At 66.0% G+C, this 22,478-nt stretch carries 17 protein-coding genes and 1 tRNA gene; 9 read left to right on the top strand and 9 right to left on the bottom strand.

The window, feature by feature from the left end; genetic code table 11:
- Window positions 1-4 precede the first annotated feature (4 nt).
- The 3 genes from FOF45_RS05630 to FOF45_RS05620 are packed head-to-tail and all read right to left on the bottom strand — an operon-like array spanning window position 5 to window position 2,957.
- Window positions 5-1,504 carry a PH domain-containing protein gene (locus FOF45_RS05630; protein ID WP_158983008.1) on the bottom strand — a complete coding sequence of 500 codons (1,500 nt, stop codon included), beginning with the start codon at window positions 1,502-1,504 and terminating at the stop codon, window positions 5-7.
- On the bottom strand, window positions 1,491-1,979 hold the full coding sequence (locus tag FOF45_RS05625) for a PH domain-containing protein (RefSeq protein ID WP_158983007.1): 489 nt from the start codon (window positions 1,977-1,979) through the stop codon (window positions 1,491-1,493). The genes FOF45_RS05630 and FOF45_RS05625 overlap by 14 nt, the downstream gene beginning before the upstream one ends.
- 57 nt (window positions 1,980-2,036) lie before the next feature.
- The gene (locus tag FOF45_RS05620) at window positions 2,037-2,957 is read right to left on the bottom strand and encodes a lauroyl acyltransferase (protein ID WP_233264059.1); all 921 of its coding nucleotides are present in this window, start codon (window positions 2,955-2,957) and stop codon (window positions 2,037-2,039) included.
- Between the two features lie 127 nt (window positions 2,958-3,084).
- Between FOF45_RS05620 and dtd the strand changes: the two genes are divergently transcribed.
- Both dtd and rpoD read left to right on the top strand, forming a co-directional pair.
- Window positions 3,085-3,525, top strand: a complete 441-nt coding sequence (dtd, locus tag FOF45_RS05615) for a D-aminoacyl-tRNA deacylase (protein WP_158983005.1) — start codon at window positions 3,085-3,087, stop codon at window positions 3,523-3,525.
- A gap of 74 nt (window positions 3,526-3,599) precedes the next feature.
- Window positions 3,600-5,459, top strand: a complete 1,860-nt coding sequence (gene rpoD, locus FOF45_RS05610; RefSeq protein WP_158983004.1) for an RNA polymerase sigma factor RpoD — start codon at window positions 3,600-3,602, stop codon at window positions 5,457-5,459.
- 231 nt (window positions 5,460-5,690) lie between these two features.
- Here the strand turns inward: rpoD and FOF45_RS05605 are convergent, their stop codons facing one another.
- Complete coding sequence (locus tag FOF45_RS05605) at window positions 5,691-6,062, bottom strand: SnoaL-like domain-containing protein (RefSeq protein WP_158983003.1); 372 nt, start codon at window positions 6,060-6,062, stop codon at window positions 5,691-5,693.
- Window positions 6,063-6,198: 136 nt separating this feature from the next.
- On the opposite strand from FOF45_RS05605, the gene FOF45_RS05600 reads away from it, so the two are divergent.
- Complete coding sequence (locus tag FOF45_RS05600) at window positions 6,199-6,666, top strand: hypothetical protein (RefSeq protein ID WP_158983002.1); 468 nt, start codon at window positions 6,199-6,201, stop codon at window positions 6,664-6,666.
- 10 nt (window positions 6,667-6,676) lie between these two features.
- Here the strand turns inward: FOF45_RS05600 and FOF45_RS05595 are convergent, their stop codons facing one another.
- From FOF45_RS05595 to FOF45_RS05575, 5 genes are read right to left on the bottom strand one after another with little or no spacing between them, the layout of a single operon-like run.
- Complete coding sequence (locus FOF45_RS05595) at window positions 6,677-8,065, bottom strand: glycoside hydrolase family 47 protein (RefSeq protein WP_158983001.1); 1,389 nt, start codon at window positions 8,063-8,065, stop codon at window positions 6,677-6,679.
- A gap of 2 nt (window positions 8,066-8,067) precedes the next feature.
- A complete protein-coding gene (locus tag FOF45_RS05590) occupies window positions 8,068-9,297 on the bottom strand; it encodes an AGE family epimerase/isomerase (protein ID WP_158983000.1) in 1,230 nt (409 codons plus the stop codon).
- Window positions 9,294-10,277, bottom strand: a complete 984-nt coding sequence (locus FOF45_RS05585; RefSeq protein WP_158982999.1) for a carbohydrate kinase family protein — start codon at window positions 10,275-10,277, stop codon at window positions 9,294-9,296. The genes FOF45_RS05590 and FOF45_RS05585 overlap by 4 nt, the downstream gene beginning before the upstream one ends.
- Before the next feature lie 8 nt (window positions 10,278-10,285).
- Window positions 10,286-11,572, bottom strand: coding sequence for an L-fucose:H+ symporter permease (fucP, locus tag FOF45_RS05580; RefSeq protein WP_158982998.1), 1,287 nt, complete (start codon window positions 11,570-11,572; stop codon window positions 10,286-10,288).
- The gene (locus FOF45_RS05575) at window positions 11,569-12,609 is read right to left on the bottom strand and encodes a LacI family DNA-binding transcriptional regulator (protein WP_158982997.1); all 1,041 of its coding nucleotides are present in this window, start codon (window positions 12,607-12,609) and stop codon (window positions 11,569-11,571) included. The genes fucP and FOF45_RS05575 overlap by 4 nt, the downstream gene beginning before the upstream one ends.
- 193 nt (window positions 12,610-12,802) lie before the next feature.
- Here FOF45_RS05575 and FOF45_RS05570 point away from each other — a divergent pair, with 193 nt between their 5' ends.
- The 6 genes from FOF45_RS05570 to FOF45_RS05545 all read left to right on the top strand — a co-directional run bounded on the left by FOF45_RS05570 (window position 12,803) and on the right by FOF45_RS05545 (window position 22,465).
- Window positions 12,803-15,181, top strand: a complete 2,379-nt coding sequence (locus FOF45_RS05570) for a GH92 family glycosyl hydrolase (RefSeq protein WP_158982996.1) — start codon at window positions 12,803-12,805, stop codon at window positions 15,179-15,181.
- Window positions 15,182-15,262: 81 nt separating this feature from the next.
- Window positions 15,263-15,338 (top strand) — tRNA-Ile (locus FOF45_RS05565).
- Between the two features lie 362 nt (window positions 15,339-15,700).
- Window positions 15,701-16,348, top strand: coding sequence for a DUF2026 family protein (locus tag FOF45_RS05560; protein ID WP_158982995.1), 648 nt, complete (start codon window positions 15,701-15,703; stop codon window positions 16,346-16,348).
- Between the two features lie 3 nt (window positions 16,349-16,351).
- Window positions 16,352-17,275, top strand: a complete 924-nt coding sequence (locus FOF45_RS05555; protein ID WP_158982994.1) for a hypothetical protein — start codon at window positions 16,352-16,354, stop codon at window positions 17,273-17,275.
- A gap of 43 nt (window positions 17,276-17,318) precedes the next feature.
- The gene (locus tag FOF45_RS05550) at window positions 17,319-18,047 is read left to right on the top strand and encodes an abortive infection family protein (RefSeq protein ID WP_199244440.1); all 729 of its coding nucleotides are present in this window, start codon (window positions 17,319-17,321) and stop codon (window positions 18,045-18,047) included.
- Window positions 18,048-18,634: 587 nt separating this feature from the next.
- On the top strand, window positions 18,635-22,465 hold the full coding sequence (locus tag FOF45_RS05545) for an autotransporter outer membrane beta-barrel domain-containing protein (RefSeq protein ID WP_158982993.1): 3,831 nt from the start codon (window positions 18,635-18,637) through the stop codon (window positions 22,463-22,465).
- Window positions 22,466-22,478 lie beyond the last annotated feature (13 nt).

The following is a 22,478-nucleotide window of genomic DNA, read 5'->3' as shown; positions in this document are numbered from 1 at the left end:
CGCCTCACCAGCGCAGCGGGCGCTGTGCAAGCGTGCGCGAGAGGCTGTCGTAGAGTCCCACGGCTTCCGCCTCTGGCAGGAAGCGAATGCGCAGCGGCGGTGTCATCGCGCCCGCACCGGACGTGTCCAGCCACAGCGTCGCGGTGCCGCAGCGACGGTCGATCGGCGAGCGCGTGAGGTGCAGCGCCTGCAGCTTGTCCAGCTCGGCGAAGCGCCAGTGCCGGCTCCACCAGCCCTCACGTACTGCGATGAGTTCGTCGCTCAAGGCGTAGCCCGCGCGTCGTGCACGTCGCTGGGCCTTGAACGCGGCCCACGGCAACCACGCCAGCGCCAGCCAGCCCCATGCGCCGAAGCGCCACGACAGCGCGGCCGCGACCACCAGCACCCACGGCACCGACGGCAGGAACATCCGCCACGCTGCCGACGTCGACAGCGCACGCCACTGCAATCGCGACCATCCCGCACGCGGCAGGAGGTGTTCGATCAGCGCATCGCAGGCAGCGGGCGTGGCGATCGGCGCCAGTTCGCGCAGCGCGCGCTGCTGGCGTCCGTCCTCGGCCACCGCGGTGTCGACATCGAGGCTGCGCCGCCGCAGCAGGCGATGCAGCACGCCTTCGTGCAGCGTCCACGCCTGGATGCGCCGCCGCGACGCGCTGGTGCGCCAGCGCCCGAGCAGGCCGCGTTCGACGGTCAGGCGCCGTCCGTGCTCGCTCAGGCGGAAGCCGTAGTACTGCAGCAGTGCCAGCAGCACGGAAAACAGGCGCAGCGCGCCGACTACGAGCACGACCAGTGCGAGCGCGGATGCGCCGTACTCGACCATGCCGAAGCCGTGCGAACCCGCGTAACCGAACATGCGCCCGCTGACTTCGCCGAACAGGTTCGGCATCGCGCGCGGACTGTATTGCGACACCGCTGCCGCGGCCGCGCCGACGACGATCATGCCGCGGTTCGACACCAGTCCCACGCGCAGCACTTCGCCGAGCGGCAGCGAGAGCAGGGTACGTGCATCGGGCTCGGCGTCCGCGGACTCGACCACGGCGGCGCCGCGGCGCCGCACCAGCGATTCCAGCGCGAGCGCGTCGTCGAGCTTGAGCACCCGCATCTCGGCTTCCGGCTTGCGCCCTCCGGCCGATTCCAGCCGCACTTCGGCCACGCCGAACACGCGGTGCAGCACCGACTGCTGCAGCGCGACGTTGTGGATGCGCGCGAACGGAATCACGCGCAGGCTGCGTTCGAGCAGACCGCTGCGGATCACCAGGTGGTCGCCGGCGACGCCGTAGCGGTACGTGAAGTACTGCCACAGCGACAGCACCACCAGCACGCCGACGCCGATCAGCGGCCACAGCTCGTTGCGATCGCCGCGACCGAAGAACAGCAGCACGATCAGCGGCAGGATGAACTGCTTCAGCTGCTGCAGCAGCACGAACAGCCACGACATCGGATGCAGGCGGTGGTCCGCCGCCACGCTGTCGGTCGTTGCAGGCGTGGACTCAGGCGTCGTCATCGTGGTCGATCTGGCGGCCGAGGCGATCGCGCAGGCGTTCGGCGTCGCCGGCGTCGAGGTTCGGCACGGTCACCGCGCTGTGCCGCGTGCCGGCGGTGTGGACGACCAGCGTCGCCAGTCCGCGACTGCGCTGCAGCGGGCCGCGCTTGATGTCCAGGTGCTGCACGCGCGTGGCGGGCACGCGCGTCTCCCGCTGCCAGAGGCGGCCGCGGCGGATCGCCAGGCCGTCGTCGTCGAGGCGCCACCAGGTGTGGCGATACTGCTTGGTCCCGATCCATGCGCCCAGCGCCGCGGCCAACAGCGGCAGCGCCGGCAGGATCGCCCAGACGTCGAGCAGCCGCGACAGCGTGAACGCCGGGAACAGGCTGACGAAGAACAGCGGCAGCGTCGGGGCGAGCACGAACAGCAGTCGCGCGCGTGTGGGCAGCGGTTGCCAGGCGACGGTGTCGGCGTGCGCGTTCAACGGCTCGGTCATGGTTCCACTCGGCCTCGGGATGTGAGGGCATCCGGCCCCGCGAGTGCGCGCCGGCTGTCAGCGATTCCAGTACGGGTTCTGTTCCCCTGAACCCGGCGGTCGCAGCGTATAGCGTTTGTACGTCCACTGGTATTGGGCGGGGTCGCGACGGGCGATCTGCTCCAGCGCGTCGTTGAGCGCGGCCACCGCGACCTTCGGGTCCGGGTCCGAGACGGCTGCGGGCGCCGGCTGCAGGTGCAGCGCGAAACCGGGACCGTCGGGATGCGTGTCCATCCGCTCGCACCACGCGAACAGGACCGTCGCGCCGGTGCGCGAGGCGAGCCGGCCGAGCAGGGTCATCGTCAGTGCCTGCACCCCGAAGAACGGCGCGAACTCGCCGTCGCCGGCCTTGGGTTGCTGGTCGGGCAGGATGCCGACCACGCCGCCGTCGTTCAGGCGCTTGAACAGCTGGCGGATGGCCGGGCCTTCGGCGCGGACCTGGGTCACGCGCGCGGCATCGGTGTCGGCGCGGACGAGATTGAGGAAGGCCTCGACCACCGCCGATTCCGGCGGCCGGTACAGGATCGCCAGCGGCGTGCGCCAGGCCAGCCACTGGTTCAGCAGCTCCCAGTTGCCGTGGTGGGGCGCGGCGATGATGACGCCACGCCCGGCTTCGATCGCGGCGTCCATGAGTTCGGTGCCGTGGCGTTCGCGCAGCAGGCGCAGGTTCTCCTCGTGCGGGCGGGTCCACAGGCGCACCGTTTCCAGCACCTGGCGCGCGGTGGTGCGCAGGATCGCGGCGTGCATCGCCTCGCGTTCGGCGGGCAGCAGGTCGGGGTAGGCCAGTTCGAGGTTGATCCGCGCGACCCGGCTCTCGCGCACGTCGCGCCAGCGCCACCAGGCGGCGAGGAGATCGCCCAGGCGCATCAGCCAGGACCAGGGCAGGCGGCCGATGAGGGAAGCGAAGGCGTGGAGCAGGCGCGCGGCGAATCGATCCATGCCGGCCAGTCTAAACGGGCCGTGGTTGGCCGCCCTTGGTCCAAACAGGCGGTGTCGGCGGCGGCTGGTGTTGACCCGCCGCGGTCGCAGCGACCAGCATCGGCGCTCGCCCCTTCGACGGACCCGCATGCTCGCCCTCATCCAGCGCGTCACTGAAGCCACCGTCCGCGTGGAAGGCGAAATCGTCGGCGCGATCGGCCCCGGGTTGCTGGCGCTGGTTGGGGTCGAACCCGACGACGGCGACGCGCAGATCGCGCGGATGGCCGACCGGCTCCTCGGTTACCGTGTATTTGCCGACGAGGCCGGACGCATGAACCTGGGCCTGGGGGATACCGGCGGCGGGTTGTTGCTGGTCAGCCAGTTCACCCTGGCGGCCGACACCCGCAGCGGCATGCGCCCGGGCTTCAGCACCGCCGCCGCGCCCGGACTGGCTGAACCCTTGTTCAGTCGGCTGGTCGAAACGTGCAGACAAAAACATAGCGGGGGGGTGGAAACGGGCCGATTCGGTGCCCATATGGTGATCAGCCTGGTCAACGACGGCCCGGTCACCTTCCTCTTGCGGTCCTGAGGCCCGTCCCGACCGGGCCGGCCTGATATACTGGAACGTTCCCCATCCTCTCTCATAGCGCGGTGGCGCAGCCCATGGCCAACGAACGTCAGCCCCCCTCCTCCGATATCAAGCAGTTGATCAGCAAGGGCCTGGAGCAGGGCTACCTGACCTATGCCGAGGTCAACGATCACCTGCCCGACGACCTGGTCGATGCCGAGCAGATCGAAGACATCATCGGCATGATCAACGGCATGGGCATCGAGGTCCACGAAGTGGCCCCCGATGCCGAAACGCTGCTGCTCGCCGACGGCGGCACGGGCAACCGTGAAGTCGACGACACCGCCGCCGAAGAAGCCGCCGCCGCGCTCACCGCGCTGGACGGCGAAGGCGGCCGCACCACCGACCCGGTGCGCATGTACATGCGCGAGATGGGTACGGTCGAACTGCTTACCCGCGAAGGCGAAATCGCCATCGCCAAGCGCATCGAGGAAGGTCTGGGCCAGGTCCAGGCATCGCTGGGCCTGTTCCCGGCGACCGTCGCCTCGATCCTCGAGGACTACGAGCAGCACAAGGCCGGCAAGAAGCGCCTGGCCGAGATCATCGTGGGCTTCAACGACCACCTGGACGAAGCGGCCGAGCCGCCGGCGCCGGTCGTGGTCGAAGCCGCCGACACCGATGCCGAGGCCGACGAGGACGAGGACGAGGTCGCCGACGGCGACACCGAAGAAGTCGTGAGCGGTCCGGATCCGGTCGAAGTCGCTGCGCGCATGGAGCAGCTCTCGGGCGACTACCAGAAGTTCCTCAAGGCGTACGCCAAGCACGGCCCGGCACACAAGAGCGTGCTGAAGCTGCGCGAGGACATGGCCGCCGTGTTCGTCACCTTCAAGCTGCCGCTGCCGCTGACCGACGTGCTGGTGAAGAACCTGCGCGACGTCGTCAACCGCATCAAGGACCACGAGCGCCGCATCCTCGACCTCGCCACGCGCGAAGCCAAGATGCCGCGCAAGGACTTCATCCGCGCCTGGGAAGGCAACCAGACCAACCTGGAGTGGGTCGACGAACTGCTCAAGCGCAAGCAGAAGTGGTCGTCGGGCCTGCGCGACGTGAAGGACCGGATCATCGTCGAGCAGGAAGCCACCATCGCGGCCGAGAGCGCGCAGCACCTGAGCCTGGCCGACATCAAGGACATCTCCCGCCAGATGGCCTATGGCGAGGCCAAGGCGCGCAAGGCGAAGAAGGAGATGGTCGAGGCGAACCTGCGCCTGGTGATCTCCATCGCGAAGAAGTACACCAACCGTGGCCTGCAGTTCCTCGACCTGATCCAGGAAGGCAACATCGGCCTGATGAAGGCCGTGGACAAGTTCGAGTTCCGCCGCGGCTTCAAGTTTTCGACCTACGCCACGTGGTGGATCCGCCAGGCCATCACGCGTTCGATCGCCGACCAGGCGCGCACCATCCGTATCCCGGTGCACATGATCGAGACGATCAACAAGCTCAACCGCATCAGCCGCCAGATGCTGCAGCAGTACGGCCGCGAGGCGACCCCGGAAGAGCTGGCGAAGGAAATGGACATGCCGGAGGACAAGATCCGGAAGGTCATGAAGATCGCCAAGGAACCGATCTCGATGGAAACCCCGATCGGCGACGACGAGGATTCCCACCTGGGCGACTTCATCGAGGACACGAACATCGAGTCCCCGGTGGAAGCCACCACCAACATCAACCTCACCGAGACCGTGCGCGACGTGCTCGCCGGCCTCACCCCGAGGGAGGCGAAGGTGCTGCGCATGCGCTTCGGCATCGACATGAACACCGATCACACGCTGGAAGAAGTCGGCAAGCAGTTCGACGTGACGCGCGAGCGCATCCGTCAGATCGAAGCGAAGGCGCTGCGCAAGCTGCGTCACCCGAGCCGTTCGGAACAGCTGCGTTCGTTCCTCGACATCGACTGACGCGGTTCCTGCCGCACCGGTTCGACCACGAAGCCCCGCTCAGCGGGGCTTCGTCGTTTTCGCCGCCGTCGTTCCGCGCTTGCGTTCCGCGCCACCGGGCCAGCATTTCGGGCAGGGCCCCGGGCCGCGGTACTTGTGCCCGCGGCTGCAGGTCTTCCAGCCGTTGCTGGTGCTCCGGGTGGATGGCGACGCGTTCATGGCGGCCTCCACGGGGCGACGTGCCCCGATGCGTTACGACTTGTCCGTGTCGTAGAAGAACTGTTCGTGCGTGATCTTGCCGTCGCGCACGCGGTAGACGCAGATTTCCTGCATCGCCATGCGGCCCATGTCCTTGTAGGTCGCATCGATGCCCATGACCACGCTGAACCAGCCTTGCGCGACGATGGGATCGCCGACGCTGCCGCCGTGGACTTCGACGATGTTGTTGGCCCACTCGCGGCCCTTGTGGCGGATCGCCTCCATGCCGATGGTGACTCCGTCGGCCTGACGGCCATCGCCTTCGATGCTTACCGCATCCGGCGCGTACAGCTCCTCGTGCGCCTGCTCGTACTTTCCGGCCCGGCACAGTTCGACCAGACGTTGCGCGACCTGCTGGATTTCCATCGCTACCACTCCTTGTTGGGAAGCAGCCAGCCTACGCCCGGCCCCTGACAGCGTGCTGTCAGGAGGCTGCGAATGACTCGCGGCCCGTCGCGTGCCGTAAGCTCCGCCGCGGGGAACACGCAATCAGGGGATCGCCGTGGAAGAGCTCAACCCGTATCGCAGCCCGGAGGCTGTCGTGCCGACCACCACCGCGCCGGCCCCCGGCGCGCGGCTCTACAAGGTGTCGGGAATCGGCCTGGCGACGTTCTTCGGAAGCGTGCTGGCCGGCGGCTGGCTGATGGCGCGCAACTACCGCGCACTCGGCGAGCACGACAAGGCGCGCCGCGCGCTGGGCTATTCGGTGGTGGCGGCCGTCGTCGTGGTGCTGCTGGCCCTACTGCTGCCCGACGAAGTCCCGAACATGGCCTTCATCGTGCCGCAACTCATCGCGTTGACGCAGCTCGCACGACGTTACCAGGGCGACCGCATCGCGGAGTACGAGGCGGCCGACCAGGCCTACTCGAACTGGCGCGCCTTCGGCATCAGCCTGCTGGCGATCCCGGCGTTCCTGCTTGTCGCCTTTGCGATCGTGATGCCGCTGACGATGGCCGGCGTGATCGCCTGAGCCGCCACGCTCACTTCCACGTACGACGCAGCGGATGCGCCTCGGTGGTCAGCACCACCTTGGCCGGATCCAGCGTCTGCGGCGGCGCGAACAGCAGGTAGAAGTACTTGAACGTCTCGGCCAGCACGAAGCTCTCCATGTCGTCGGCTTTCTCCTTCGTCACCACGCTCTTGAGCGTGGCGAAACCGGAATCGGTGCGCGTGTAACGCACGAAGTCGTCGAATATCGTTTCGCCCATCGCGCGATAGCGCGCGTCGCCGGTGAGGCGGTGCAGGTACCACGCCGACTCGACGATCTCCGGACGCAACGGATACCCGGGCGAGGTGACCTCGCGCTTGCGGTAGTCGTAGGCCTCCGGTTCGATGCCGTCCTGTTGCCACATCGCGAACGAGGAATCCTGCAGTCGCCGTGCCTGCGCGACGTCGCCCGACAGCGCGAGCAGCCCCGGCCAGAACGCATCGAGCGCACCGTAGCGGCTGGAGACGCGCGCCCCGGTATGCATGTCGACATGGCCGACCCACAACGCGCCGTCGACTTCTTCCGGGTAATAGCGATTGGCCGCGGCGATGCTCTCCTTCCACATCGCGTGGCAATCCTCGTCGCCGAACAGCGTCCAGCACTTCCAGAGGTATTCGTAGTACGAATCGATGCGCGCGCCGACGTGGCTGCGCGTCTGCGTCCATTCGCCGGTCGTCACGTCGAAGCGTTCGCCGACCAGGCCGATCTTCGAGCGGCGCTTGTAGGTTTCCACGAGCGCGCGCTTGGCTTTCTCGTAGAACACAGGTTTGCCGGTGAGCTTGCTCAGCGTTCCGTACTCGAGCAGCAGCGTGCCGGACTCGGCCGGGTTGCTGTCGTTGCCATGCGCCTTGCCGGTGCGCAGGTTGACGTAGACGTAGGGCAGTCCGGTCGGCGAGTCGAACGCCGGCAGCATCCTCGTGCCGAGGTCCTCCGCCAGAGCAAGCAGGCGTGCATCGCCGGTGAGCTGATAGCCCGACAGCAATCCACCGAGCAGGCGGATCACGATCTCGAAATGCTTCACATCGACATCGCGATCGAACGACAGCTGCGTCGCGATCAGTTCACGCGCGTCCGCGGCCTCCTTATCCAGGCCCATCAGGATCATCGTGTCGAGCGCGTCCACCGGCGTCATCAGCAGCGATTGGCCGTACCAGTCGTGCGACGCGTTGCTCAGCGGCTTGAGCGCGTCGTGTCCCCAGGCATGGATGCGATAACCCCGCCACGCGTGCAGGAACTCCGCCTTCACCCGTTCCGCGCTGCGCGCCGCCTGTGCATCGCTGAAGACGATCGGCGCCGCGGCATCGGGGAGGTGAGGAGGTTCGGCCGCGACGCCGATCGTGGGGACCAGCAACAGGGACAGCAGCAACGCAGTGGGACGCATGGTCAACGTTCTCCGTGTTCGCGCAGCACCTGCAGCACGTCGTGGCAGGCGCCCATCGTGTGGTAGTCGGTCTTGCCGGCGGGACTCTTTTCGTCGCTGTACTTGCGATTTCGGCGATCGAGGATGCGATACCACGCGCCGTGTTCGTGGTCGACGAAATGCCGCCACGCGTACGCCCACAGGCGCTGGTGCCAGTCCCAGTACGTCGCATCGCCCGTCGCGACGGCGAGCCGCGCGGCGGTGGCGATCGATTCGGCCTGCACCCAGAAGTACTTGTCGTCGTCGCAGACGGCGAACTCCGGCGCCGGCGAGAAGCCGTAGCTCAATCCACCGAACTCGTTGTCCCATGCGTGCGCGACGGCGGTATCGAACAGGTGTCTCGCGGTGTCGATCATCCAGTCGGCGGGTGTGCCGCGCCTGCGCAGATGGCCGTCGAGGATCAGCAGCAGCTTCGCCCATTCGGTCTGGTGGCCGGGCTGGAAACCCCACGGACGGAACAGGTGCTTTGGATCGTCGCGGTGGTAGTCCCAGTCGACGTTCCAGTCGCGGTCGTAGTGTTCCCACACCAGCCCACCGGCCTTGGCCGCCTGGCGACGCGTCATGTGGTCGGCCAGCGTCCGGGCGCGTTCGAGGTAGCGTGCTTCGCCGCTCGCTTCGAATGCCGCGAGCATCGCCTCGCACATGTGCATGTTGGCGTTCTGGCCGCGGTAGTCGCTGAAGTTCCAGTCGGCGTCGGCTTCGTCGCGATAGAGACCGGCCGCCGGGTCCCAGAAGCGCGATTCCAGCAGCGCCCATGTCTCGTCCATCCACGGCGCCGCTTCGGTGATGCCGGCCTTCAGTGCGGTGGAATAGGCGAGCAGCACGAACGCCACGCCGTAGCAGTGGTTCGTGCGGTCCTCGGCGACGCCGTCGCGGATCGTCCAGGCGTAACCGCCACTACGCGGATCGCGATGGACGTCGCGCAGGTAACGCAGGCCGTGGCGCGCGCGCTCGACATCCTCGGCGTGGCCGAACTCGCGTGCCGCCATCGCGTGGTTGAACACGAAGCGCGTGCTGCTGACCAGATGGCGATGCGACGCGTCGTAGACGCTGCCGTCGTCGCGGAAGTAGTGGAAGAAGCCGCCGCGCGGATCCAGCTCGCTCGGGCGGTAGAACGCCATCGTGTCGGCGATGTGCGCGTGCAGGAATGCTTCGCTGCGGAAATCGGGCAGCGGATCGGATGGAAGGTTCATGGCGTCGGGCGCAGGAGTTGGTCGATCTGGGCGCGGTCCGGCATCGCCGCGAACGCGCCATTGCGCGTGGCCGCCAGCGCGCCGGCCGCGGCGGCGTGACGCAGCGTGTCGACGATGGCGGCCTCATCCGACAGCCATGCATCGAACGTCGCCGCGGTGACGCCGCGTTCGACCAGGCGCGTGAGCAGCGAGCCGACGAACGCGTCGCCAGCGGCGGTGGTGTCGATCGCCGCGACGCGGAACGCGGGCACCTCGCCTTGCGCCTTGCGCGTGTACCAGCGGATCGGCTGGCCGCCGTCGGTGATGAGCACGCAACGCACCTTGCCCTTCCAGAGCCGCTGCAGCATCGCGTCGTGATGGCCGGCGCGGCGGATCAGGAAGTCGGCTTCGCTGCGGCAGAGCTTCACCACGTCGGCTTCCGCCAGTGCTTCCCACAAGCGCGGCGCGGGATCGAAGCCCGCGGGCCACAGCGAAGGACGCAGGTTCAGGTCCATGCTGACCAGCGCGCCGTGTTCGCGCGCCATGCGCATGCCGGCCAGCGTCGTCGCCGCGATGTCGGCCTCGGTCAGGCTGTTGGAGCACACGTGCATCGCGGCCGCATCGGCGAAGCATTGCGGATCGAAGTCGTCCTCGCGGAACAGCAGGTCGGCCGCCGGCGGACGATAGAAGCTGAAGCTGCGTTCGCCTTCTTCGTCCAGCGACACGAACGCCAGCGCCGTGCGCGCCGCCGAGGTGTGCGCGGTGTAACGCGTGTCGACGCCGAACGTGCGGAGCTGCGACATCAGGAATTCGCCGAACATGTCGACGCCGAGCATTCCGACGAAACGCGCATTGCCGCCCAGTCGCGCGACCGCCGCGCTGACGTTGGCCGGCGCGCCACCGGCGTACTCGACGAAATGACGCGGCTGGCCCGACGCGGAGGGCAGGGCGAGGAAGTCGATCAATGCTTCGCCGAAGCAGACGATGGCGGTACGGGACATCGCTTCGCTCACGGCTGCGCCACCGGTGCCGGCGCGCCGACGACGAGTGCGCGGCGGGCGCCGCGGAATCCGTACCACGAGATGTAGACGTAGCACAGCAGCGGCAGCACGAACGCGGGCTGCACACCGATGCGGTCGGCGAGCACGCCCTGCAGCAGCGGCACCACCGCGCCACCGACGATGGCCATCACCAGCAGGCTCGATGCCTTGCTCGTGAGCGGGCCAAGGCCTTCGATGCCGAGCGTGAAAATGGTCGGGAACATGATCGAGTTGAACAGGCCCACCGCGATCACCGCCCACATCGCCACCGGGCCGTCGTTGAGCATCGTCGTGCCCAGCAGCGCGATCGCCGCGATCGCGAACAGACCAAGCAGCACGCGTGGTTCGATCTTCTTCAACAGCGCCGAGCCGATGAAGCGGCCGACCATCGCCGCGCCCCAGTAGTACGAGACGTAACGTGCGGCGCTGGCCTCGTCCATCGCACCGATTCGCGCGTCGGCGATGTAGTTGATCAGGAAGCTGCCGATGGCGACTTCGGCGCCGACGTAGAGGAAGATCGCGATCACGCCCAGGCGCAGGTGGCGATGTCGCAGCGCCTCGCCAAAGGTGTGATTGCGATGGTCCGCCTGTTCGGTGGCTTCGGTAAGTGCCGGCAGGCGGAACAGCAGCACGAATGCGGCGAGCAGGAACAGTCCGACCGCGAGGCCGAGGTACGGAAGCTGCACTGATTCCGCCTGCGCGACGCGGTATGCGGCCTGCTGCGTTTCCGGCATCGCTGCCAGCTCGGTGCTGCCGATCACCGCGACCGACAGGATCAGCGGTCCGATCAGCGCCGGTGCGATGGTGTGGCCGAACGAGTTCAACGCCTGCGCGAGCGTGAGCCGGCTCGACGCCGTCTGCGGATCGCCGAGCAGCGCGATGTACGGATTGGCCGATACCTGCAGCAGCGTGATGCCGCTGGCCAGCACGTACAGCGCGAACAGGAACAACGGATACGACGGGATCTTCGCCGCCGGGAAGAACAGCAGCGCACCGATGCCGGCGACCACCAGGCCGATCACGATGCTGCGCTTGTAGCCGTACTGCGACACGACCTTGCCGGCCGGGATCGACATCAACAGATAGGTGCTGAAGAACGTGAACTGGATCAGCATCGTCTGCGCGTAGTTCATCTCGAACACGGCTTTCAGGTGCGGGATCAGCACGTCGTTGAGGCTGGTGAGCGCGCCCCAGGTGAAGAAGATGGTGGTGAGTACCGCGATCGCCGCGGTGGAAGACAGATGGCGACGACTCATGCAGCGTCTCCGGAGAGGACGACCAGGCTGCTCGCGCGCACAAGCAGGCGGGCAGGGGCGACGGTGGCGATGGGTGAAGTGGACGGATCGTGCAGGCGCCGCAGGATCAGCTCGGCGGCCTGCCGACCGCGTGCGCGCGGATCGACGGCGATGGTGGTCAGTGGCGGTGCGCTGACCGAGGCTTCGGGAATGTCGTCGAAGCCGGTGACGGCGAAATCGTGGCCGGCGCGGCGTCCGCGCGAGGACAATCCGGCCATCAGGCCGAGCGCGACCGCGTCGTTGTAACAGACCGCCGCGGTCGGCGCGGGATCGCGCACGAACAGCGCCGCGGTCTGTCCCGCCGCTTCGAGCCGCGTCGGCGCGCATTCGATCTGCCACTGCGGTTCGAGGGCGATGCCGGCGGCGGCAAGCGCGGCGCGATAGCCTTCGCGACGCTGCCGGCACGACGACGAATCCTGATGGCCGCCGAAGAACGCGATGCGGCGATGGCCCTGCGCGATCAGGTGCTCGGTCGCCAGGCGCGCACCGCGCACGTTGTCGAGCGACAGGAAATCCCAGTCCTGGCCGAGTTCGCGGTTGAACACCAGCATCGGCGTGCGCGTGCCGAGCAGAGTACGCAGTCGTGCGGCATCGCTGCCTTCTGCGGGCGAGAGGATCACGCCAGCGGGATCGTGTTCGAGCAGCGAGGCGAGCACCGCCTGCTGCCGCTCCACGGACTCGCCGGTGCTGCCGAGCAGCGTGACGTAGCCCGCGTCGGCCAGCGCTTCGTCGACGCCCGCGGCGAACTCGGCGAAGAACGGATTGGACAGGTCGTTGATGACCAGTGCGACCGCCGACGACACCTTGCGGCGCAGGTTGGCTGCGCCGCGGTGGTAGACGTAACCCTGCCGTTTGAGCTCGGCTTCGACACGCGCGCGCGTTTCCGCATTGACCAGCGGGCTGCCGCGCAGCACCAGCGAGATCGTCGCCCGCGACAGGTCGCAGGCCGTGGCGATGTCGGCCAGCGTGACCCTCGGCCTGGCGGCAGGGGCGGTCATCGCGGCGGTCCGGGGCGGGTGGTCGGCATCTGAATTTAGATCGTTCTAAATTCCCGCATCCTGCGGGCTGGACCGTCATCGCGCATTCTGCGGTGCAGCATGAGCCGGGCAGGCGGAGCGTGCTAGGTTGCCGCGATTTATAACGATCTAAATCGGGCCAGCCAACTGTCCCGTCCGCCTTCCAGGAGCTCCCATGTCCCGTCGTGCCCCTGCTGGATCCCTCGTCGCTTCGACCCGTCGGCTCGCCTGGTCGGCGCTGTGTCTGTGGGCCGTGAGCGCCCTCGCACTGTCCGCGCCGCCGAAGGGCGATGGCGGTGCGCGCGCCTACGCATCGGTCGATCCCTTCATCGGTACCGGCGGCGAAGGGCACACCTTCCCCGGCGCGACGGTGCCCTTCGGCATGGTCCAGCTGAGCCCGGACACGCAGATCAAGTCGCGCAAGGAAGGCTACGGCTGGGCCGCGGGTTACCGGTACGACGACCGCACCATCGTCGGCTTCTCGCACACGCACTTCTCCGGCACGGGTCATTCCGATCTCGGCGACGTGCTGGTCATGCCGACCACGGGTGACGTAAAGCTGGAACGCGGCGACATCGCCAAGCCGAACAGCGGTTACACCTCGCGCTTCCGCCACGAGGACGAAGTGGCCGAGCCGGGCTACTACGCGGTGACGCTGCAGGATCCGGGCGTGCGCGCCGAACTCACCGCGACCGCGCGCGTCGGCGTGCATCGTTACCAGTTTCCGAAGGGCAAGGACGCGCACGTCGTCGTCGACCTGCGCACCAGCATGTACGACTACCCCGGCAAGGTGCAGTGGTCGCGCCTGCGCCTGCGTGAGGACGGCACCGTCACCGGTTTCCGCGAAACGCGCGGCTGGGCGCCGGGGCGCCAGCTGTATTTCGCGATGCGCTTCTCGCGTCCGGTCAGCGGCCATCAGTTCCACGACACCGAACAGGACGTTCCTTACAAGGGTTTCCCGCCGCCGGGCGAGAAGGATCCGCGCAAGCGTGCGCAGATCGAAGGGCGCCAGCTGGTCGGTGCGCTCGACTTCGCCGATGCCGCCGGGCAGTCGATGATCGTGAAGGTCGCGATCTCGCCGGTGAGCGAAGACAGCGCCATCGCCAACCTCGATGCCGAAGTGCCGGGCTGGGATTTCGATGGCGTGCGCCGCGACACGAAAGCGCAGTGGATGCAGGCTCTGTCGGCCGTCGACATCGACGGCCCGGAACCGATGCGCCGCAGCTTCTACACCGCGCTGTACCACACGCTGATGGGGCCGAGCCTGTTCATGGACAGCGACGGCCGCTATCGCGGTCCGGACAACGCCGTGCACCAGGCGAAGGGCTTCACGAACTACTCGACGTTCTCGCTGTGGGACACGTACCGCGCGCTGCATCCGCTGCTGACGCTGGTGCAGCCCGAGCAGCGCACCAACGATTTCGTCAACTCGCTGCTCGCCTCGCGTCGCGAAAGCGCGTACGGCGTGCTGCCCGTGTGGTCGTTCCACGGGCTGGAGACGTGGTGCATGATCGGCTACCACGCCGTGCCCGTGATCGCCGACGCGTACATGAAGGGCATCCGCGGTTACGACGCCGACGAAGCGCTGCAGGCGATGGTCGCCAGCGCCAGCTACGGCCCGTACGACGGCGTCGCGCAGTACATGCAGCTCGGCTACGTACCGATCGACGAAGAAGGCGAGGCCGCGTCGAAGACGCTGGAATACGCATTCGACGACTGGACGATCGCACGCATGGCCGGCGCGATGGGACGCAACGACGTCGCCGCGACGTTCGAAAAGCGTGCTGCCAACTGGCGCCATGCCTTCGACGACAAGACCGGCTTCATGCGCGCACGCAAGCGCGACGGCAGCTTCCGCGAACCGTTCGATCCCAGCGCCAGCGGTTACGGCACCGACTACACCGAAGGCAACGCGTGGCAGTACTCGTGGTACGTGCCGCAGGACGTCGCGGGCCTCGCGGCCGTCCACGGTGGCGAGGAGAAACTGCTCGAACGCATCGACCAGGTCTTCAACGCCAAGGTCGATCCGTCGATCTTCGCGCACATGGAAGACATCACCGGCCTGATCGGCTGGTATGCGCACGGCAACGAGCCCAGCCACCACGTCGCCTACCTCTACGCGTACGCCGGCCAGCCGTGGCGCACGCAGGCGCGCCTGGGCGGCATCATGGCGACGCAGTACGCACCGCGACCCGACGGCCTCGCCGGCAACGACGACCTCGGCCAGATGTCGGCGTGGTACGTGTTCACCTCGCTCGGCTTCTACCCCGTCGCGCCGGGCAGCAACGAATACATCATCGGCCGCCCGTTCCTCCCGCGCGCCACGCTGAACCTGCCCAACGGCAAGCGATTCACCGTCACTGCGGAAGGCCTCGACGACGCGCACCTCTACATCGGCCGCGCCACGCTCAACGGCAAGCCGCTCGATCGCGCCTTCCTTCGCCACGAAGAGATCGTCGCCGGCGGCGAACTGCACTTCGTCATGCAGGCCGAACCGAACAAACAGTGGGCCACCGCGCCCGAGCAGCGCCCCTATTCGATGAGCAAGCGCTGAGCAACGCGGCAATCCCTCGTCCCAGCCGCGCCCGCGCCGGGGCGGGCCCAAACCCTCGGGCTGCTAAACTCCGCAGCCCACGGGCCTATAGCTCAACGGTTAGAGCAGGGGACTCATAATCCCTTGGTTCCAGGTTCGAATCCTGGTGGGCCCACCATCGAAGTCCGTTCTCGAATAGAAGTGCGGGATCCGTTAAAGATTGTCGTTCTGCGCCAATCAATGGTGGACGTCCACGGAGTTTGTCGCTCCGATGCGGCTGTGCGGTGGACCAAGAATCCGCTAAGAGGGGCATCTGTAAGGGCCGTTCGACTCTGGTCCGCTTGGCTGCCGGAGTGGCAAGCCAATAACGGCATGATTTAAGGAATCTGTAGCCCATGCAGCCCGTCGGCGGCCCGCATCTTCCCTCGGGCTGGGCGACTGAGCTCAACTTCGTCTGGGAGGGGTGGCTTGAGTCCGGCCCGGCACGCCCCAATACTCGGTTAATGCCGCAGGGGACGGCACAACCGGGGGCAAGACGACATGGCCAAGGACAAGGTGGCTTCGCCCAAGCTTCAGCTCACGCTGCCTGAATACAACCGCATCTACGAAATCATCTATTCCATCCTTGAAGGAAGGGCAAACACGCCTTTCGCGTGCATGTTCTTTGCTGCCGCTGGGGCGCTGCTCCTTAGCAAGCACTACAAGATTCCAGCTCGCGCGGTAGCAGGCGCCTTCTTGCTGTGTACTGATCCTACGCCTTCGGTCATCAGCATTGCGAAGAACGAAGATGGCATGGTTACGTCTGATCGAGATGGGTTCCATATGTGGGTTCAGACCGAAACCCATGTGATTGACTTCATGGCGCCGATCTTCAACGAATCCATTGCGGGCAAGGGCTATCCCAGCAGCGTGCCGCGCAAGATGTTTCAGCGCCCGTTGTCTGCGGAAGCAGAGTCCATCGACGAACTACACGCGCCCGGTGACTACTTCACGATGCCCAACGTTGAGCTGACTGACGAACTTGTAGATTCACTGTTTGATCGAGCTGGAAACGTGGATCTTCTGAAGGCAGTTGACCGGTGGTTCAAGAAGTACCCCAAGAAGTTAGATGACCTGAGTCTTTTGAATGACCTCGGTGAAGTGCACAAGCTGACCTTGAGCGCGCCGCGGATTTCGGGAGCTTGGTAAGTCATGATCACACTCAACAGCGAACGGGGGCTTGTCCGCATTGCGTCTTGGGATGACATCGAGTCTGTCCCCGGATTCACTGCGGACATAGACCCCAAGACGGTCAAGCTCAAAGAGATCATTGGCAGCTACACGTTCGACGCCTTGATCCCATGTGGCCTTTCGACCTGTCACCAGCCCCACGGCAACGGATTCCTTGTTGCGGCGGCAGACGGCAGAGTGACAAATATCGGGCGCATCTGTGGCAAGAAGCACTTCGACGTGGAGTTCACTCAGATGAGCCGCGTCTTCCTTGCCGCCGTCAGGGCGCAGCAGAACCGCGAGTTTCTAGGTGAGCTGCGGAATCGACTTGCCACCATCACAACCGAAGTCGCCACCATCAAGACAGAACAGCACGGCGCAGCATGGATCAACACTCGCGTTAATCAGCTCACTGGCAAATCAACCGCTCTTCCGATGCCGATCATCAATGCGGTTCGCCAAGCAGTCCGGCGCGGCGATGGCACCCTGATAATTGAGCGCGCAGCAACCGAGCAAGAGCGCGAAGAGCGATCCGCAGCGGTGGATGTCAAGGGTCTTGAACACCTGCGTCGGAACGTCCCATTTGTTGTAGAGGATCGCGCGGGCCAGCTTGATGGATTCCCCGCACTTGCTCCTGGCAATGGGTTACGGGAGATCATTGGGAGCATTGAGCCCTTCCTAACGGCCCTTTCGGAAGCTGACATTGAGAGCCTGTCGGACAAACAGCTCCGGGAACTGTCGAAGGTAGGTGGTGAGCTTGATGCCAACCTCGGGCGCCTTCGCAATGTGGTTGCTGCCGGAAGGCGTTTGCTGACGCGGCAGAACATCCAGCAACTCTCGCGGTTCGCCACTAGCAGCGCTGACAGCCGCTTGTTTGCGACGTTCCTGCGCGACCTTCCCAACTGAGTACGTGATCTTGAACATTCGCGACGCTTTGCGAGACCCCAGCATGTCCGGCAAGCTGATGCTTGCCTTGCAACGTGCGGTTTCAGACCAGTTCACTCAAACTGATTGGGAAGAATTGGGTTACGAAACGGGCGAGCACGACTACATTACCGGGCACCAGCGCCTCATGCGGAGCCTGTATTTTGGCGATGAGGATTATGGTGCTTGCGTCTTCCAAGCACTCCGATACTTCGCAGACCACAACACGGCTACCATTGAGGCGCTTCTCAAGCGGAAGAAGATTCGATTTGCGCTGGAGAATGACGCTCCGGAATTGCTGCAAGGGCTGGGACTGACCGAGTCGCATGTACCGGCAATGCCGTCCGGCAGCATCACGGCGTCGCAAGTTGTCGAGCGCGCACTGGCAGACGCGGACCATCTGCTAGCGAAGAGCGGCCCCATCAGCTGCATCGACCGCTTGCATACCGCGCTCCAGGGGTACTTGAAGGAATTGGCTGTTCGCGCTGGGGTAGCCGTCGATGACCAAGCATCCCTCACTCAGCTCTTCAAGCTGCTCCGCGCCAGCCACCCCAAGTTCCAGCACCTCGGCAGCCAAGACAAAGACATTGTGCGGGTGCTTAACTCGCTCTCCAACGTAGTTGATGCGCTCAACACGATCCGGAATCACGCGTCGGTCGCGCACCCCAACGACAATCTTCTGGATGAGGCGGAAGCGATGCTGATGGTGAACGTCACGCGCACCTTGTTCCACTACCTCAACGCGAAGGTGTAGTCAGCCGACGAGCTGCCGCTCGTGCGCTCGGGGTCTGCCGCCCCGTCCCGGCGATCCGCTAGGCGTTGACGCGTGCGGTAGCGTGGAAAGTTGCCATTCCGTTTCCCAAGTTCCAAGAACGAAGGCCGACTCCGGTTATGAGTTGTCACTCAAACTGGTTCGTCAGCAACACGCGCTTGGGCTAAGGCCAGGGTGCGGCGCGGAAGAAGGTAGGCTGGCTATGTCCGCTCCTGGCCGGTAGCGGGCGGTCGGGAAGGACGGTCGCGCAGACGCTGGTAATTCCGACCCATAGTGGACACTGACGCTTCTGCCAGCTTCACGCGCACCTAACTTCCGTAGGGGTACCACTTTCCGGTCCGGAATTAGCACTCCCCGCAAATCAGGTTGTAGCCATGGACAGGAGGCTTCCTGAAGTTCGACGCCGTGCAATTTCTCCACGTATCCACATCCTCTCGACAAGCTGTCGCAGCGCACTGCAGATCGGCACCACGGTGGCCGGTCTGCTGGCGTCGCCTGCATACGCGCAGGTGTGCCCAACACCCCCGATAGCCACAGATTCGGCGTGCACCGTCACGCCGGGCACCACAGTGACCATTTCAACCGCGGGTGCGACGGGGCTTGCAGCGTCGGGTGCCACCGGGCAGATAGTGGGCAATGGGATCACCGTCAATCTCGGCGCGGCCAATACCTCCGGCGCCTGGGCCCAGTCCGATGCATCCATCAGCTTCAACAGCAGCACGCTCGCGACGACCGCGGTGGGTGCTGCTGCCAACGGACAGATCGGCTCGCGAGCGAGTGGCACGGGCAGCGAGGTGCTCGCGAGTGGCGCGACGCTGACGCTTGCTCCGGCATCAGGCACGACGTCGAACATGCGCGGTGCGAGCGCCGAGAGTGGTGGGGCAGTGGCGCTCATTAACACCAGCGTCCTCGTCCGCGGCGGCGTCAACGGTCTAGGCAACTACGGCGTGCAGGCCATCGGGGCCGGCAGTTCACTGACGATGACGGGTGGATCCATCGACACGTCGTCACGCGGAGCCTTCGGTGCCTTGGCCCAGGATGGTGGCCTCATCACGCTAAGCGGCACGCAGATCACCACCGCAGGCGCGCAAAACACGACGACGAACGCCGGCAGTCATGCCATGACCGCTACCGGCCCCAACAGCCGGATCGCGGGCACCAACGTTGTCGCAACGACTTCCGGCACGCTCGCCAATCTGGCGCGGGCCGATGCGGGCGGCACCGTCGAACTCATCAGCAGCCAGTTGACCAACAACGGCGCGGGCAACGTGCTGAACCCGGCTGCGGCGGCGCGCATCACCAGCGGTGGCATCTTTCGAATCAGCGGAGTGAGCAGCACGCTACGCGCCACGGGGCTGTTCGGTCCAGGCGTTCTGGTGGAAGGCGCGGGCTCGCAAGCATTCGTCACCGACACCGCGGTCACCGTGGAGGGCCCGCGTTCCATCGGTGTGTCGGTCAAGGATGGGGCGAGCGCACAGCTCAACAATGCGTCGATCCAAGTGCTGGCCAGTACGCCGACGGGGCCGTGGGCGCCTGCTGTGCTGGTGGAGACGGGTGCATCCGCCACGATCACCGGTGGCCAGATCAGTGCGCAACCGGCGACCTCGTCCGGCGTCCGAGCGTTGACCGGGGCAAACGTCACGCTGACCGGCACTGCGATTTCAACGGCCGGCGTTGATGCAGCGGGGATCTCAGCCGCCAGTTCCACCTTTAGTGCCACCGACTTCACCGTGGTCACCACCGGCAATGACAATGCGATGGGCGTCCTCGCTGATCTGGGTTCCACTGTTCAACTGACGCGAGGCAGCATTACGACAAGTGGCAATCAGGTGCGTGCCGCGGCCTATGCGCATGCCCTGGGGGCCCGCAATCCGGGCTCCATTTTGGTTGCGCAAAGTACAACAGCGCACACCACGGGCCTTACAGCCATGGGCATCTGGGCCGACGACGGCGGCACGACAACGACGACCGACGTCAACGTCACGACGGAAGGCGTTAACGGCATCGGCATCTTCGCTGTCGCCGAACAGGTGGGTGTTCAGTTCCCGGCATCCGTCACGGCAACGCGCGGGCGCATCGAGACCTTCGGACTCAACGCCCACGGCGCAGCAGCACAGGCGCGAAACGACCTGGCGGTCGAACTGGCGAGCATCACGCTCAACAGCGTCCCGATCACCACGCACGGTGACGGTGCCGTCGGCCTGCGATCGGTGCTGGCAGACTACGGCGCGACGCCGACCGGACGCGGCGAATCCACTGTTATAGCCACGGACGTACCCGTCATCACGTCTGGCGCCGCCGCGCACGGCGCGCTGTCGCGTGATGCGCCCACGTCGGTGTTGATGACGCGCGGATCGCTGCGGCCTTCAGGCGCGCAGGCGCACGGCGCGGTGTCGGCGATCGGTGGCCTGATCGTCGGGACGGACACGACGGTGGCACCCACTGGCCAGAACGCGATGGCGCTGTACGTGCAGGGGATTCCCGCGGCGGTATCGCAGGCGCGGTTCACGCGTGGCACATTGACCAATACCAGCGGCAACATCGTCGGCGTGGCGGGCAATGGCACGGTCGAATTGACCGATTCGACGGTGTCCGGCGATGTGCAGTGGTTGCGAGTCGGCACCGGCAACGACTTTCCGCTGCTGTCGGCCGAGCCGCCGCTTACCGGACCGGCCGACTTCCCCGACGACGACGGCAACCTACCGACTGTTGAGCCGCCCCCGGCGGCGCCGTCGCCCATCCCGATCGTGCCGGGCCTGGCGAACATCACGCTGACCCGTACGACGGCCACCGGCTCCGCCTTCACGGCCCCTGGGAGCGTGTCCCACCTGACGCTGATCGATTCGCTGTGGAACCTCACGGGCGACTCGAACATCACGAACCTAGTCAACGACCCGAGCACCATCGACTTCTCCGCGCCCGTAGGAGGCGTGTTCAAAACGCTTACGGTGGTGAACTACAGCGGCGACGGAACGCTCGCATTGAATACCGTGCTGGACGATGACAGCTCGCCGTCGGATCTTCTCGTGATCGATGGCGGTCGGGGCACCGGACCCGGTTCCATCCAGATCAAGCCGGCAGGCGGCGATGGCGCGTTGACTGTAGCGAACGGCATCCTCGTCGTGGACGCGATCAACGCGGCGACCACGGCACCGGATACCTTCGCGTTGACGGGGCGCGTCGTGGCCGGACCGTACGAGTACACGCTGCAGCGGAGCAGTGTTGATGCCAGCGCGCCGGAGAGCTGGTTCCTGCGCTCAACCATCGATTGCAATACGCCGAACGCGCCCAGTCCTCCGTGTCCGCCAACGCCGGAGCCTCCGACACCGCCCAGTCCGCCGGCTCCACCGGTACCCCCAGTCCCCCCAGCCCCCCCGGTGCCGCCCGTTCCGAACTATCGCGCAGAAGTATCGGTGTATGCCGCGCTTGCGCCGACCGCACTCAACTATGGTCGTTCGCTGATCGACACGCTGCACGAGCGCGTCGGCGAGCAGGAGCAGTTGATCGCGCGATCGGACCTCGACGAGGAAGGGCGCATCGACGGAATGTGGGGCCGCTTGATGTACATCGATGGCGAGCGTGACGGTTCACGCGACGGCATCTTCGGCCGCGGCCCGAGCTACGACTATGAGTTCGCCGCCGTGCAGATCGGTTACGACATGTACCGCCACGAAGAGCCCGGGGAACACCGCGACCACGGCGGCCTCTATGGCGCGGTCGGCTATGCCGAAGGTGAGGTGGACCATTTCGACGGAACCCGCGCAGGCGACGAGCGCGTCGATGGGTATTCCCTGGGCGGATACTGGACGCGCTACGGCGCAGATCAGCGCGACTGGTATTTCGATACAGTTCTGCAGGCCACGTGGTACGAAGCGGCCGCAGGGGCTGCAACACATGACTTGCCGCGAATGGAGACTGATGGTTGGGGGTTCGCCGCTTCGATCGAGGGCGGCTATCCGCTGCGCGATCGTGGCGACCATTGGGTCTGGGAACCGCAGGGCCAGCTGATCTACGGCTGGCTCGACCTGGACGACAGCAACGATCTCGCCGCAGGCGTTAGTTTCGACGACACCGATTCCCTTGTCGGTCGCCTCAGTTTGCGGCTGTCCCGCGACTGGCTGCGCCAAACCGATACGCAAGCCGAACTACATACCGCCGGATGGGGGCGATTGAGCCTGTGGCACGAGTTCAAAGGCGATCCGATCACGGAGTTCTCGTCCGCTCGCGGTCCGATCGGCTTCCATGCGGACCTAGGTGGAACTTGGTGGGAAGCGGAGCTAGGGCTGACGCGGGAGCTTGACCGGAACGTGTTCCTCTACGGCAACGTCGGCTACGCCATGGGTACGGACGATGATCGGCGTGCGTGGGAAGGGAAGCTCGGGCTCAGGGCGAACTGGTGACAGGGATGCTACG

The organism is Lysobacter panacisoli (assembly GCF_009765165.1).
In the GTDB taxonomy this organism is placed as follows: domain Bacteria; phylum Pseudomonadota; class Gammaproteobacteria; order Xanthomonadales; family Xanthomonadaceae; genus Lysobacter_J; species Lysobacter_J panacisoli.
The sequence above is the reverse complement of the archived record's forward strand: the minus strand, read 5'-3'. Positions and strand labels throughout refer to the sequence as shown.